Genomic DNA, 13,731 nt, shown 5'->3' with positions numbered 1-13,731 from the left:
ACGGCGCCCAACCCCCCCCCCCCCGCCCCCCACACCCGCGAAAAACAAACCCCCGCGCCCCCCCCACCCCGGGGGGGGGGCCCGGGCCGCTGTGTTTGGCGGAGTTTCGGGTGGGGCGCCGGGGCTAGCCCTGGGTGACCTTCAGCGAGGTGATCATGCGCTTGGCGTTGAGGTACTCGGCGCTCTGCATGTAGGCCCGCGCGTCGGCCATCGTGGGGAACGACTTGGGGCCCTTGTGGCCGGGGATTTGCTGCTGGACTCCGGTGTTCACCTGGTAGGCGTCCGCGAAGGAGAAGAGCGGCGAGTCGGAGGGCCCGCTGACGATGTTGTAGAACATGCAGGTGCTGCCGTTTTGGCCGGCCGGGGAGCTGGTGAGCCCGTAGGACGCCGTGACGTGGTCGGCTTCCTGCAGGGCGCGGAAGGCGAATCTCGGGCTCACTGACCCCTTGGTCGGCTGGTACGGAATGTCGACGTTGACCGAGTCGAGGACGGTGTAGGGCACCGGCCCCTCGCAGGCTCCCCCGACGCCGCCCGACGGTCCGGAGTGCAGGGATGCCACGATCACGCCGGATTCGTCGGCGACCTCCACGTCCGTCGATCCGGTATTGGCGGGCGGGGCCTGCGTCGCCGTCCAGGTTCCGGGGTACTCGAAGCTGATCCGGCGGTCGGCGCTGGTGAACGTCCGCCATTCGGCGGCGGCGTCCGTGGGCGGCTGGGTGTTTGCTGCGGCCGGGGTCGTGGCCGTGGCGGTGGGTGTTGCCGTTTGGGACGGGGCCGCCGCGGCACTGGTGGACAGCGCGGGGGCGGGCGTCGTCGGGGTTTCGGAGGGCGCCGGTGACGAGGCTGCCGCGGGCGCCTTGGACCCCATGGTCGCTGCGACGGCTACGCCGCCTCCCACGGCCGCCAGGGCGATCACGACGACGGCGGCGGCCAAGGGCCAGCGCCGTCGGGCGTCGCCCGGAGAGTCCCCGCGGTCTGCAGAGTCGGGATAGTCGCCGTCGTCGTCGCCGGGGAGGTGAAGGTTGTTGCCGCTCATGCCGGGCCTCCAGGGTGCGCGGATCAGGTGCCGGCGGATCCGGCATTTTCACGCCTAGGCTACCGGCCCGCCGAATGACTGCCGGTCTCGCCCCGCCGGGCGGCATCGTTTCCCGGCGGGAAGCGTGTTAGCGCTGCGCCCCGGCGGCCCCCTGCGTACCCTTCCCTTGCTCATCGGGGTAGCGGACGGAGGCCACCGTTTCGTTGTCGTCATTCAGGACGACGACGACGTCGATCGTCTCGCCGGAGAGCGCCGGCGGCAGCCAGTGTTCGGCGTCCTGCCACATGCGTTCGAGGGGCAGGTCCGTGGTGCTGAACCATTCCGGGGTGATCTCGCGGCTCTCGGCGGGTTCGCCGTCCCAGCGCCGGGTGGTGAAGAGCCGGCAGGACATGTTCCACTCGGGTCGGGCCGGGAAGACGAACTCCACGAGGCCTGCGTGGCTGAGGTCGGGTTCGGCAACGATCAGCCCGGTTTCCTCGAAAACCTCGCGGACGACAGCCTGGGCGTCGGTCTCCCCGGGTTCGACGTGGCCGCCGATGCCCACAATTTTTCCCAGCCCGAACCCGGTCCGCTTCAGGCCCAGCAGCACCTCCGTCCCGTCGGGCGTGTCCCGGAGGGCGAAGCAGAGGGTCACCGGTGCGGCTGTCATGGTTTCAGCCTAGTAGCTGCTCTCCGGGCGCCTCTATTTGCCGGCCGGGCCTTCACCGACCAACTGCGGCCGCAGAGTGACCGGGATCCCCTTCTCGGCAAACTCCTTGTCCATGGCCTGCTGCGCCGTCAGCCCCTGGTTGTTCAGCGCCTGGAACTCCCAGTTGTAGACCGTGGCCGAGGGTTGGCGGACATCCCAGAGGAAGCGGCCATTCTGGAGTTTGGCGAGCCGGAACCAGGCGTTCCCGCCGTCGAGCTTGAGTGCCTGCCCGCCTTCATCGGAGATCACGTAGGCGAGCCAACCGTCGGCGCAGCCGAGCACGGTGTAGTACCGCTGCTCCGCGGCGGGGATCGGCAGGATTGTGGGCTGTCGGTCGTTTCGCAGCTGGTCGATGTTCGCCGGCGTGCAGGCCACTCCCCCGGTGCTGGGCGGGGCGGTCTGGCTGGGGGTAGCCGGCACCGGAGACGTCGGCGACGGCGTCGGTGAAGCAGGCGACGGCGACGGCGTGGCGGGGGCGCTCTCACTGATCGTGATGTTCGGCCCGGCCGGCACCGGCAGCGCGGGTCCGGGCGCCGTCGGGAAGTTCCCGCCCACGACGACGGCTCCTGCCACCGCCGCGGCGGCGAGGCCGGCAACTGCCACGGCGGCAATCCTGGTACGGCGTCGCCGGGTGGCCTCGCGGTGCGCGGAGGCGGCCCGCGGCATTGTGACCACGTTCGGGTCCGTGGACGTCACCTCCGAGCGGAGGACCCCGCGGTCCGGGACCGTGACCGACGGCTTGATGTCCTTCATGAGCTGTTCGATGCGGTCCATGGCTAGTCTCTCCGTTCTGTCATCAGGTGGGCGGGTGCGGCATTCGCGAAGGCACGCCGGGCCCTGTGCAGCCGGACGCCGGCGGCCGAGACCGAACAGCCGAGGGCTGCGGCCAGTTCGGCGCCGCTGAGATCCTCCCAGTAAGTCAGCATGAGGATGTCGCGGTCCTTGTCCCGGAGTTTCATCAGCACGGCTGCTACGACGGAGCGCTGGTCGCCGGCGGTGGTGACGTCATCGGTGCGCGCCTCCTCGGCGAGGCGTTCGAACAGTTCCTGCCGACGTCGGCGGCCCTTGTATTCGTTGCCGAGGACGTTGCGTGCGGTTGCCAGGAGCCAGCCGATGCCGGGCGGTTCAGGCAACTGTTTCTCCCAGGCGATGCGAAAGACGTCCGCGGCGAGCTCCTCGGCCCGGTGGGCGTCGTTGATGCGGCGGGCGATGTAGCCGTAGACACGGGCGGCGTGCTGGTCATGCAGCTCAATGAATGCCTGCTCCTTCGCAGCCAACATGATGTTTCCCCCGAACAATCGATGACGTGGTTCTACCCAATCAGTGTCCCGGGGCGCCCGGATCCTTACACACGGGCGTGTCGACAATCAGGCGCAGTGCCGCAACGTCTGGAAAAGCCCGGCAGACTAGCCCAGGGCGCGCGGGTGTGCGGCGGCATAGATCTCGCGCAGCGTGTCGGCCGTGACCAGGGTGTAGACCTGCGTGGTGGTGACCGAGGCGTGCCCCAGCAGTTCCTGCACCACGCGGACGTCGGCGCCGCCCTCCAGCAGGTGGGTCGCGAAGGAGTGCCGCAGCGTGTGCGGGGAAACGTCCTTGGTGATGTTGGCCCTCTCGGCAGCCGTTTTCAGGATGGTCCAGGCGCTCTGGCGGCTGATCCGTCCGCCGCGCGCGTTGAGGAACAGCGCCGGCGTGCCCTTGCCCTTGGCCGCCAGGAGCGGCCGCCCTCTCACCAGGTAGGCGTCCAGCGCGCGGGAACCGTAGGACCCCAGCGGCACCAGCCGTTCCTTGGAGCCCTTGCCAAAGAGGCGCACGATCGCCGGCCCCCCGCCCTCGTCGGGAGCGCTCCCGGCCAGTGCGATGTCGTCCACGTCCAGTCCGACCGCCTCGCTGATGCGGGCACCCGTGGAGTAGAGGAATTCCAGCATTGCCCGGTCGCGCAGGCCGGTGGCGGTGTCCGTACCCGCCGCCTCCAGGATGCGGGTCACCTCGTCCACCGTGATGGCCTTGGGCAGCCGTTTGCCGGGCATCGGCGGGTGGACGTCGCTGGCGGGATCGGTCGGGGTGAGGCCCTCCAGGGCCCAGAACTTGTGCAGCCCCCGGACCGCGACGACGCTGCGGGCGGCAGACCGGACGCCCAGCGCGGTCCCGCCGTCGGAGCCGTCGGAGAGGGCCTGGACAAAGGCGGTGACGTCTCGCCGGGTGATGTCCTCGGGGCGGTTGCGCCCCGCGGCGGCCAGGTGCCGCGCGTAGCGGGCCAGGTCCCGCCGGTACGCGGACAGGGTGTTGGCGGCCAGTCCGCGTTCGACCCCCATGTGCTGCAGGTAGTCGGTGATGGCGCGGTCGACGGCGGTGGGCGGCCGGGCTGCACTCCCCCGGGGGGCGTCCATGGTGGCGCCCCCGGCTGCAGGTGCCGCCGGGTGGGCAGTGAAGGCAGTCTGCGCGGGAGGCTCCGCCGCCAGCAGGCCGGTCATCCGCGCTGGCTTGGGTGCGCCGTCCAGGGCGCGTCCGCGGGCCGGAGCCGGTCGAAGCCGTCGGCCTTGGCGGCGGCAGCGGCCAGGATGCCGACGACGGCGGACGGGTTGTGCAGGCGCCCCTCCAGCACCGCCGCGACGGCCGCGTCGAGTGGCAGCCAGTGCAGCTCGATCTCGGCCTCCTCGTCGGTGCGGACGTGCAGTTCGTGGCCGGGCACGTCACTCAGCCCGCGGGCCAGGTAGATCCGGATCGCCTCACTGGAGGAGCCCGGCGAGTTGAAGAAGTCGGCCAGCACGTTCCATTCCGCGGCCACCAAATCGGCTTCCTCGGCGAGTTCCCGGGCGGCGCCCGCCACGAAGTCCTCGCCCTCGACGTCGAGCAGCCCGGCCGGGATCTCCCACAGCGCCATGCCCACCGGGTGCCGGTACTGCTTGATCAGGAGGATCTCGCCGTCGTCGTTCATCGGCAGCACGGCCACCGCGCCTGGGTGGTCGATGTAGTCCCGGGTCAGGGCGTCGCCGTCGTCATTCAGCTGGAAGCTGTCGCTGACCACGTCCCAGATCCGGCCCTCGTAGACCTTCTCGGACGACAAAAGACGGCGCGGGCTCGGCTCATCTGAAACCTGCCGTGCAGCATCATGGGTCTCAGACATTCCGGGCATCGCGCCGTCCTTTGATGTAGTTGGTGTTACTTGGCCTGCGCCGCGGCCTTTGCCGCCGGCTTGGCGGTACCCTGCTGGTGGTCGCCGTGCTGGTGGTCCAGGGCGGCCCGGACCAGGCCCGCGAACAGCGGGTGCGGGCGGGTCGGCCGGGAGCTGAGCTCCGGGTGGGCCTGGGTAGCGACGTAGTACGGGTGCACCTCGCGCGGAAGCTCCACGTACTCCACCAGCTTGCCGTCCGGGGAGGTACCGGAGAAGACCAGGCCCTGCGCCGCGATCTGGTCGCGGTACTTGTTGTTGACCTCGTAGCGGTGCCGGTGGCGTTCGCTGACCTTGGTGGTGCCGTAGGTCTCGGCCACGACCGAGCCTTCGTCCAGCTTGGCCTCGTACAGGCCCAGGCGCATGGTGCCGCCCAGGTCGCCCTTGCCGTCAACGATGTCCAGCTGCTCTTCCATCGTGGCGATGACCGGGTACTTGGAGTCCGGCTCGAACTCGGAGGAGGAGGCGCCCTCGAGGCCGACGACGTTGCGGGCGTACTCGATGACCATGCACTGCAGGCCCAGGCACAGGCCCAGGACCGGGAGCTTGGTTTCGCGGGCGAACTTCAGCGCGCCGAGCTTGCCTTCGAGGCCGCGGATGCCGAAGCCGCCGGGAACGCAGATGGCGTCCACGCCGGCCAGGGCCTTCTTGGCGCCGGCCTCGGTGTCGCACTCGTCCGAGGGGACCCAGCGGATCTTGACCTTGGTGTTGTTCGCGAAGCCGCCGGCGCGCAGCGCCTCGGTCACGGACAGGTAGGCGTCCGGCAGGTCGATGTACTTGCCGACCAGGGCGATCTCAACCTCGTGCTTGGGGTTGTGGACGGCCTCCAGCAGGGTGTCCCAGCTGGTCCAGTCGACGTCCTTGAACGGCAGGTCCAGCGCGCGGACGATGTAGGAGTCCAGGCCCTGGGAGTGCAGCGTCTTGGGGATGTCATAGATGCTCGGAGCGTCCGGGCAGCCGATGACGGCGTCGAGGTCGACGTCGCACATCCGGCCGATCTTGTCGCGCATCGCCTGGGGCACCTCGCGGTCCGAGCGGATCACGATCGCCTCGGGCTGGATACCGATGGAGCGGAGCGCGGCAACGGAGTGCTGCGTCGGCTTGGTCTTCAGTTCCTGGGACGGTCCGATGTACGGGACCAGGGAGACGTGCAGGAAGAAGACGTTGTTCCGGCCGATGTCCTGGCGGACCTGGCGGGCGGACTCGAGGAACGGCTGGGACTCGATGTCGCCGACCGTGCCGCCGATCTCGGTGATGATGACGTCCGGGGCGTTCTTGCCCTCGGCGGGCAGCCGCATGCGGCGCTTGATCTCGTCGGTGATGTGCGGGATGACCTGGACGGTGTCGCCGAGGTACTCGCCGCGGCGTTCCTTGGCGATCACGGTGGAGTAGACCTGGCCCGTCGTGACGTTGGCGGAACCCTCGAGGTTCTCATCGAGGAAGCGCTCGTAGTGCCCGACGTCGAGGTCGGTCTCGGCGCCGTCGTCGGTCACGAAGACTTCGCCGTGCTGGAAGGGGTTCATCGTGCCCGGATCCACATTCAGATAGGGATCGAGCTTTTGCATAGTTACAGACAAGCCGCGCGCCCGCAGGAGGTGGCCGAGGCTCGAAGCCGTCAGACCCTTTCCGAGCGAGGACGCCACACCGCCGGTGACGAAGATGTGTTTGGTCGTCTTGGACGAGCCCGGGAACCGGGAATTTACACGGGAATTTGATCGCTGCACCACGGAATTTGAGCCTATCATCAAATCGGTCTTCTGAGGGTCCGAATCGCGCCGCTGTGATGGTCATCCCAGCGGCGCGCGGGGTCACGCCTGCTGCGGCAGGAGTTTCGCGTCGTCGAGCAGTTCCTGGGCGTGTGCGCGGGCCGACTCGGAGTCCTCCTGGCCGGCCAGCATGCGGGCGAGTTCGCGGACGCGCTCGGACTCGTCCAGTAGCTGCACGTCGCTGGAGGTGAACCCGGTGGCAGTGGCGCCGTCGGATCCCCGGACGGAGGTCTTGGTGACACGGATGTGCTGGTTGGCGAAGGCCGCCACCTGGGGCAGGTGGGTGACCACCAGGACCTGGACGTGCCGGGCGAGCATGGCCAGCCGGCGGCCGATCTCGACGGCGGCGCGGCCGCCCACGCCGGCGTCGACCTCGTCGAAGACGAAGGTGGGGACCGGGTCGACGGCGGCGAGCACCACCTCGATCGCAAGCATCACCCGGGAGAGTTCACCGCCCGAGGCGCCCTTGCCGAGCGGGCGGGCGGGGGCGCCCGAGTGCGGCTGGAGGAGGAACGCGATCTCGTCGGCGCCGTAGGGCCCGAGGCCGTCCCCGGCTTCGATATTGATCACCAGCGTGGCGTCGGCCATGGCCAGGGCGGTCAGCTCGGCACTGACACGGGCGGCGAGGTCCTTGGCCGCCTTCTTGCGAGCCTTGCTGATGGCCGCGGCCTGCTTGGTCAGTTCGGCCTCGGAGCGGACGACGTCGGCCTCGAGGGCTTCGATCCGGGTCGAGTCGTCCTGCAGCTCGGTGAAGCGTTCCCGCGCCTGGTCGGCCCAGACCAGCACTTCGTCGATGCTCGGCGCGTATTTGCGCACCAGTGCGGCCAGCGCGGCGCGGCGGTCCTCGATCTCGGCGAGCCGTTCGGGGCCCTCGGTGTCGAGGCCGGCCTGATAGCTGGCAAGCTCGCCGGCGATGTCGTTGAGCAGGAAGCCCACCTCGGCCAGCCGGGCGGCCGCGGAGCCGAGCTCGGCGTCGTGCTCGGCAACGTGTTCCAGGGTGCGTTTGGCGGCGTCCACCAGCGTGGTGGCGTCGGCTTCCTCGCCGAAGTCCTCGCTGATCAGGGCCTGGTGCGCGGTGCTCGCGGCGATCCGCAGCTCCTCGACGTTGGCGAGCTTGACCGCCTCGGCCTTGAGGGCCTCGTCCTCGCCGGGCTGCGGCTCCACGGCGTCTATCTCGGCCAGAGCGGCCTCCAGCGATTCGGCCTCGCGGAGCCGTTCCCGCGCCGCGTTGCGCAGCTCGTCCAGCTCGGCCTGGTTGCCCTTCCAGTGGGTGTAGAGCTGCTGGTAGGCGGCGAGCGTCTTGGCGAGCGGCTCCCCCGCGAACTTATCCAGCGCTTCCCGCTGCGCCACGGCGCTCTTGAGCCGGATCTGGTCGGATTGTCCGTGGACCACCACCAGGGCGCCACCGATCTCGGCGAGCACCCCTACGGGGGCGGTCCGGCCGCCCAGGTAGGCGCGGCTGCGCCCGTCGGCACCGACGCTCCGGGCCAGGATCAGCTCGGCGCCGCCGTCGAACTCCTCGACCTCGGCGCCGGCCTCACGGGCGCGTTCGACGGCGGCGTGGCCGGCGTCGAGTTTGAGGACCGCCTCGGCGGAGGCGCTCTTGGCGCCGCTGCGCACGGCTCCGGCGTCGGACCGGGCACCGAGGAGCAGGCCGACGGCGGTGACCACCATGGTCTTGCCGGCACCGGTCTCGCCGGTCACCACGCTCAGGCCGGGGCCGAGCGGGAGGGTGGCGTCCGTGATGACACCGAGGTCGCGGATTCGCAGTTCTTCAAGCATGGGTCACTTCGCAGTCGAGGGATCGGTGGGGTCGGGCAGCGGCATGGGCCGTGGCGTGCGCACCACGGGCATCGGGCCGGTGGGGATGGCGTCCGGTTGCGGCACCGGGCCGCGCCAGCCCTGGATGGGAAGCTCGAACTTCCTGACCAGGCGGCCGGAGAACGGGGTCTGGTGGGTGCGTGCCAGCCGGACCGGGGTGGCGGATCGGGTGACCTCCACGCGGGCGCCCGGGGGCAGGTCCACGGACCGCCGTCCGTCGCACCAGAGCACGCCCTGGGCGTCCGTCCGGCCGAGGATCTCGACGGCCAGCCGGGAGCGGGGCGAGACCACCAGCGGCTTGGCGAACAGGGCGTGGGCGCTGATCGGGACAATGACCAGTGCCTCCACCTCGGGCCATACCACGGGGCCGCCGGCGGAGAAGGCGTAGGCGGTGGAGCCGGTAGGGGTGGCGAGGACGACGCCGTCGCAGCCGAAGGAGGTCAGGGGGCGTTCGTCCACCTCCGTGACCACCTCGAGCATCCGTTCGCGGTTGCCCTTCTCGATCGCCGCCTCGTTCAGCGCCCAGGTGTGCCAGATCTTCTGGCCCCGGACCCACACCTGGACGTCGATCGTCATCCGCTCCTCCACCGTGTACTGGCGGCTGGCGATCCAGTCCACGGTCTGGGCGAGGTCTGCGCGCTCACTCTCGGCCAGGAAGCCCACGTGCCCGAGGTTCACGCCCAGCATCGGCACGTCCACCTCGCGCACCAGTTCCGCGGCGCGCAGGATGGTCCCGTCACCGCCGAGCACCATGACGAGTTCGACGTCGTGCAGCTTCACGTGGTCGTGCAGGACCTCCACGGGCTGGTCCAGCCGGCCGTAGAAACGTACCATGTCGCCGAGTTCGGACTTCTGCATCACGGGCACAATGCCTGCGGCGTGCAGCATGGCGCACGCGTCCCAGGCGGCCTTGAGGGAGTCCTCGCGGCCGGTGTGGGCAAGGATGAGGACACGCCTGCTCATCAGGTTCCGCCTTCTACTGCTTCGATTGCTGCATGGGCTGCTGGTTAGGTCCAGATGGTTCCAAGGAGCGCGGCCAGGGCCGCGTCCCGCTCCTCGATCTTAGGCAGGTCCGCCCGGATCGCGCGTTTTATCCACAGGAAGTACTCGACGTTTCCGTCCTGCCCCGGCAGGGGGCTCTGAGCCAGCCCGGCCAGTTCCAGTCCAGCGTCCAGGGCCGCGGCGGCCACCTTTTCGACGGCGAGGCGCCGTTCCCGTTCGGAGGTGACGACGCCGGTACGGCCCAGTCGGTCCTTGCCGATCTCAAATTGTGGTTTGACCATCAGGACCAGATCCCCGCCGGGTTCGGTGCAGGCGGCCAGCGGCGCCACCACCAGGGTCAGGGAGATGAAGGACAGGTCCGCGACGGTGAGCGCGGCCGGCCCTCCGATGGTCTCCGGGGTCATGTACCGGACGTTCAGGCCCTCGTGCACGGAGACCCGCGGGTCCTTGCGAATCTGCGGGACCAACTGGTCGTGGCCGACGTCCACCGCCACCACGTGCGCCGCACCCCGGCGCAGCAGCACCTCGGTGAAGCCCCCCGTGGAGGCGCCGGCGTCGAGGCAGCGCTTCCCCTCGACGGCGACGGCGGGGAAGGCGTCGAGGGCGCCGGCGAGCTTGTGCGCGGCGCGGCTGACGTAGTCATCCCCCGGGGTGGCGGCGACGTCCAGGCCGGTCGCGTCATCCACCTGCTGCGAGGCCTTGGCCAGGACGGTGCCCGCCGAACTGACCTTGCCGTCGGCGATCAGCCGGGCCGCGTGGGTGCGGGAGCGGGCGAGTCCGCGGCTGACCAGCGCCTGATCCAGCCGGGTCACGTGCGGGCCTCCCCCGTCACGTCCTCATTCAGGGCGTCGGCCAGCGCGTCGTGCAGGGCCGCGTAGACGTCGCCGTGGTCGGCTACCGGCAGGTGCGCGAGCGTGTCCAGAGGTTCGAGCAGCGCCTCGACGGCGGGGTCGGCGGCCAGCGGTGCGTCCGCCGTGCGCTCGGGCCAGTCCGGCTGGATGTCACCGACGCCGGGTGCGCCCGCAGGTGCGGGCTCGGCGGGGCGGGGCGATTCGATCATGCCTTCCAGTCTAGTGACCGGTCCAGTGCAGCTCCGGCGCCTGGGCGGTGGCGGCCTCCGGGGTGGCCGCCCACCACGCGGCGCAGCCGGCGCGCCAGGCATCGAGGTCCGCGGGGTCCCCCGTGATGCGCAGGACAGTGCCGTCCACGACGGCGGTGGCGGCGCCGCAGCGGAACCCTGCCCCGCCGTCGTGCTCGATGTCCGGGTAGGGCTGGAAGAGTCCGTTGAGGTCCTCGATCAGGTAGCCGGGGCGTTCGGCTGCCCGTGCGGCGAGGATGCTCTCGCGGGTGTCGACGCCGGTCAGGACCGCGACGGTGGCGAATCCGGCGTTGTTGCCGCCGAGGATGTCCGTGTCGAGGCGGTCGCCGACCACCAGGGGCCGGTCCGCGGCGAGCCGCTTGGCGGCGGTGTGGAAGAGCGGCGCCTCGGGTTTGCCCGCGACCAGCGGCGTGCTGCCGGTGGCGGAGGCGACGGCGGCCACGAGGGTGCCGTTGCCGGGGGCGATGCCGCGGGCCTGCGGGATCGACAAGTCCGTGTTGGTGGCCACCCAGAGGGCGCCGGCGGCGACGACATAGGCCGCCTCGGCCAGGTCCTTCCAGCCCAGGTCCGGGTGGAAGCCCTGCACGACGGCCACGGGCTCGTCGGCCTGGCTGCGGACCGGTACCAGGCCCGCGAGTTCGATCTCGCGGGCGAGGGCGGGGCCGCCGGTGATGAGGACGCGGGAGCCCGGGGGCAGCTTGGCGGCCAGCAGTTCACCGGCGGCCTGCGAGGAACTGACTACCTGCTCATCCTCGGCGGGCGCGCCCAGTTCACGCAGGTGGGCGGCGACCTCGGCGGGGCTGCGCGACGCGTTGTTCGTCACGTAGCCCAGCCCGACGCCGATCCCCGCCAGCCGTCCCAGCGCCTCGACGGCACCGGGGATGGCGTGCGGTCCCGCGTAGACGACCCCGTCGAGGTCCGAAAGGAGCGCGTCGAAGCGCGAGATCAGCCAGTCGTGGTCCATCGGGGCCTAGTCCTCCGTGTGGTCCCGGTTGCCGGCGTGGTCCTCGTGGCCGGTGTTGTCTTCGTGGCCGGCCAGCTCGTCGGCTTCCACCGAATCCTCGTCGGATTCGGCGTCGTCGGACTCGAAAAAGCCGGTCTCCTCGTCGTCGGAACCTGCGTCGACGTCGTCGGCCCGGCCTTCGGCGTTCTCCGGCAGGCCGGCGACCGCGGCGGCGCTGGCGGCCCGCGGGGCCTCGTCAGAGGTGATTCCTGCCTGGCGGTCGGCCTGCTCCTTCAGGAGGCGACGGCGGCGCTGCTCCTCGCGGGCCTCCTCTTCCTCGTCCCAGCCGAGGTCGATGATGTCCGGTTCCTCGTCGACGCCGAGGCCGAGGGCGTTCTCGGCCACCACGGCCTGGCGCTGCCACTTGGCGGCCTCGGTTTCGCGGCCCACGGCCGTCAGCGCGTCCGCGTAGGCGCGGAACAGGCGGGGGCTGTAGGAGAAGGCGCGGTTGATGTCCAGCTGCGGGATCTCCAGCTCGGAGACGGCGGCATCCAGCTGGCCGAGGTCGGTGCGGGCGCCGGCGGCCACGATGGCGAGTTCCACCTTGCCGGGGGCGTCCAGGTCCTTGGCTTCCTCCGAGCGGGCCATGTCGAGGGCACGGTCCGGACGGCCCAGGCCGCGTTCGCAGTCGGCCATGACGGGCAGATGGGTGTTGGAGCCGCTGATCCGGCGGTAGGTGCGGAATTCGCGCAGGGCTTCGCCGTAGTGTCCGGCGGAGTAGGCGGTAAGGCCCACTGCTTCGCGGACGGCGGCGAGGCGGCCGCCGCGGCGGCTGGCGGCGAGGGCGTGCTGGAAGGCCAGCTCCGGCTCGTCGTCGATCAGGCGCCCGGCCATGACCAGGTGGCGGGCCACCCAGGTGGCGCTGTTGTCCTCGAGGGTCTTGATCTGGTGCTGCGTGCCGCGGTCCAGTTCCTTGCCCGTGACGTCCTCGTCGATTTCGGGCGAACGGTCCCGGTCGGGGCGGTTGGCGCTGCGCAGGTCGGCGGCGTTGGGCTGGCGGACCGGACGGTCCTCCGCGCGGTCGCGGCCGAACTGGCGCGGGCCGGAGTCGCCGCGGTCGAAGCCGCGGGCCGGGCGGTCCTCACGGTCGCCGAAGGGCTTGCGGTTGTCTCCGCCGGAGAACGGCTTCCGATCCCGGTCACCACCAAAGCTGCGACGCTCACCATCACGGGCCGGACGATCACCAAACGGCTTCCGATCCCGGTCACCACCGAAACTGCGACGCTCACCATCACGGGCCGGACGATCACCGAACGGCTTCCGATCCCGGTCACCACCGAAACTGCGACGCTCACCATCACGGGCCGGACGATCACCGAACGGCTTCCGATCGTTCCCAGCCGAGAAGGGCTTGCGGTCACGATCGCCGAACGGCTTCCGATCGCGGTCATCGTCGAAGTTGCGGCGCTCACCGTCACGGGCCGGACGTTCACCGTCTCGGGCCGGACGGTCACCGTACGGCTTGCGGTCACGATCGTCCCGGCCGCGGAAGCCGCGGGGGTCGCCGCCGGAGTTGTTGGCCCGTCGGAATCCGCCGCCGCCGGCGTTACGGCCCCCGCCAAAATTGCCGCTGTCGTCGCGGCCGCGGTTACCGTCGTTGTGATCAGCCATGCTGGATTCCTCCTGTTGTGAGCCGACCACTGGCGCAATCGCAGCCGCTCTGTTTTTCGTGTTTCGTTCCTACGCAACCCGAAATCAAGCGCTTCGAAGTCCGTACATCTCATTCAATTCTAGGCGAGGAGCACTCGCCCGGCTAACTGCCGGCGCCCCGTGGGCCCCGCGGTGGCACGCCTCACAGGGCGATCCCGGCCGGTCGACCCCCGCAGCACTTCCCCTCGCGGAAACGGCGGATACCGGCCCGGAGAGAGCAGAATGTCTGGACCCTCCCGGGCGACGGCGTGAGCAACCACGACGGCGCGCGGCCGGGTGGCGCGGTGCGAGGATTCTCGGTGAGGCCGGGGCGATGCGGGTGGATTATGTGCGGGTGTGGGAGTAGCCGGCGCCCTGTCTGAGCCCTGTATGGGTGGTTTAAGTGGGAGAGCCTCCAACCGTGTGGTTGGAGGCTCTCGACCTGAATGATGTTCCGGCGGTGACCTACTCTCCCACACCCTCCCGGGTGCAGTACCATCGGCGCTGTGGGTCTTAGC

13 protein-coding genes are annotated in these 13,731 nt (G+C 70.4%); all 13 read right to left on the bottom strand.

Annotated features, from left to right (window positions below; all coding sequences use genetic code 11):
- Positions 1–124 precede the first annotated feature (124 nt).
- Positions 125–1,036, bottom strand: coding sequence for a hypothetical protein (locus tag AB0305_RS20580; protein WP_364137916.1), 912 nt, complete (start codon positions 1,034–1,036; stop codon positions 125–127).
- Positions 1,037–1,163: 127 nt separating this feature from the next.
- Positions 1,164–1,685 carry an 8-oxo-dGTP diphosphatase gene (locus AB0305_RS20575; RefSeq protein WP_364137918.1) on the bottom strand — a complete coding sequence of 174 codons (522 nt, stop codon included), beginning with the start codon at positions 1,683–1,685 and terminating at the stop codon, positions 1,164–1,166.
- A gap of 33 nt (positions 1,686–1,718) precedes the next feature.
- Positions 1,719–2,498 (bottom strand): hypothetical protein, encoded by a 780-nt coding sequence (locus AB0305_RS20570; RefSeq protein WP_364137920.1) that lies wholly within the window; start codon positions 2,496–2,498, stop codon positions 1,719–1,721.
- Positions 2,499–2,500: 2 nt separating this feature from the next.
- Entirely contained in the window at positions 2,501–3,004 is a 504-nt protein-coding gene (locus AB0305_RS20565; RefSeq protein ID WP_290258238.1) for a sigma-70 family RNA polymerase sigma factor, read from the bottom strand.
- Positions 3,005–3,130: 126 nt separating this feature from the next.
- Positions 3,131–4,111 (bottom strand): site-specific tyrosine recombinase XerD, encoded by a 981-nt coding sequence (gene xerD, locus AB0305_RS20560; RefSeq protein WP_364137968.1) that lies wholly within the window; start codon positions 4,109–4,111, stop codon positions 3,131–3,133.
- Between the two features lie 80 nt (positions 4,112–4,191).
- Positions 4,192–4,857, bottom strand: coding sequence for an NUDIX hydrolase (locus AB0305_RS20555; protein WP_364137922.1), 666 nt, complete (start codon positions 4,855–4,857; stop codon positions 4,192–4,194).
- Between the two features lie 26 nt (positions 4,858–4,883).
- On the bottom strand, positions 4,884–6,638 hold the full coding sequence (locus AB0305_RS20550) for a CTP synthase (protein ID WP_364137924.1): 1,755 nt from the start codon (positions 6,636–6,638) through the stop codon (positions 4,884–4,886).
- Between the two features lie 63 nt (positions 6,639–6,701).
- Positions 6,702–8,441, bottom strand: coding sequence for a DNA repair protein RecN (gene recN / locus AB0305_RS20545; RefSeq protein ID WP_364137926.1), 1,740 nt, complete (start codon positions 8,439–8,441; stop codon positions 6,702–6,704).
- 3 nt (positions 8,442–8,444) lie between these two features.
- On the bottom strand, positions 8,445–9,443 hold the full coding sequence (locus tag AB0305_RS20540; protein ID WP_290258243.1) for an NAD kinase: 999 nt from the start codon (positions 9,441–9,443) through the stop codon (positions 8,445–8,447).
- A gap of 44 nt (positions 9,444–9,487) precedes the next feature.
- A complete protein-coding gene (locus AB0305_RS20535; protein ID WP_364137928.1) occupies positions 9,488–10,294 on the bottom strand; it encodes a TlyA family RNA methyltransferase in 807 nt (268 codons plus the stop codon).
- The gene (locus tag AB0305_RS20530; RefSeq protein ID WP_364137930.1) at positions 10,291–10,542 is read right to left on the bottom strand and encodes a hypothetical protein; all 252 of its coding nucleotides are present in this window, start codon (positions 10,540–10,542) and stop codon (positions 10,291–10,293) included. Before AB0305_RS20530 ends, AB0305_RS20535 begins: the two co-directional genes overlap by 4 nt.
- 10 nt (positions 10,543–10,552) lie before the next feature.
- A complete protein-coding gene (locus AB0305_RS20525) occupies positions 10,553–11,545 on the bottom strand; it encodes an HAD-IIA family hydrolase (protein WP_364137932.1) in 993 nt (330 codons plus the stop codon).
- 6 nt (positions 11,546–11,551) lie between these two features.
- Positions 11,552–13,195 (bottom strand): hypothetical protein, encoded by a 1,644-nt coding sequence (locus tag AB0305_RS20520; RefSeq protein ID WP_366173869.1) that lies wholly within the window; start codon positions 13,193–13,195, stop codon positions 11,552–11,554.
- Positions 13,196–13,731: the final 536 nt, after the last annotated feature.

The organism is Arthrobacter sp. NPDC080086 (genome assembly GCF_040702285.1).
This window is presented reverse-complemented; position numbering and strand designations above follow the sequence as displayed.

What these genes read in the sequence shown, in the direction of transcription:
- AB0305_RS20580 (WP_364137916.1), bottom strand. Translation starts at nt 1,036, where the DNA reads ATGAGCGGCAACAACCTTCACCTCCCCGGCGACGACGACGGCGACTAT.
- AB0305_RS20575 (WP_364137918.1), bottom strand. Translation starts at nt 1,685, where the DNA reads ATGACAGCCGCACCGGTGACCCTCTGCTTCGCCCTCCGGGACACGCCC.
- AB0305_RS20570 (WP_364137920.1), bottom strand. Translation starts at nt 2,498, where the DNA reads ATGGACCGCATCGAACAGCTCATGAAGGACATCAAGCCGTCGGTCACG.
- AB0305_RS20565 (WP_290258238.1), bottom strand. Translation starts at nt 3,004, where the DNA reads ATGTTGGCTGCGAAGGAGCAGGCATTCATTGAGCTGCATGACCAGCAC.
- xerD (WP_364137968.1), bottom strand. Translation starts at nt 4,111, where the DNA reads ATGGACGCCCCCCGGGGGAGTGCAGCCCGGCCGCCCACCGCCGTCGAC.
- AB0305_RS20555 (WP_364137922.1), bottom strand. Translation starts at nt 4,857, where the DNA reads ATGCCCGGAATGTCTGAGACCCATGATGCTGCACGGCAGGTTTCAGAT.
- AB0305_RS20550 (WP_364137924.1), bottom strand. Translation starts at nt 6,638, where the DNA reads ATGATAGGCTCAAATTCCGTGGTGCAGCGATCAAATTCCCGTGTAAAT.
- recN (WP_364137926.1), bottom strand. Translation starts at nt 8,441, where the DNA reads ATGCTTGAAGAACTGCGAATCCGCGACCTCGGTGTCATCACGGACGCC.
- AB0305_RS20540 (WP_290258243.1), bottom strand. Translation starts at nt 9,443, where the DNA reads ATGAGCAGGCGTGTCCTCATCCTTGCCCACACCGGCCGCGAGGACTCC.
- AB0305_RS20530 (WP_364137930.1), bottom strand. Translation starts at nt 10,542, where the DNA reads ATGATCGAATCGCCCCGCCCCGCCGAGCCCGCACCTGCGGGCGCACCC.
- AB0305_RS20525 (WP_364137932.1), bottom strand. Translation starts at nt 11,545, where the DNA reads ATGGACCACGACTGGCTGATCTCGCGCTTCGACGCGCTCCTTTCGGAC.
- AB0305_RS20520 (WP_366173869.1), bottom strand. Translation starts at nt 13,195, where the DNA reads ATGGCTGATCACAACGACGGTAACCGCGGCCGCGACGACAGCGGCAAT.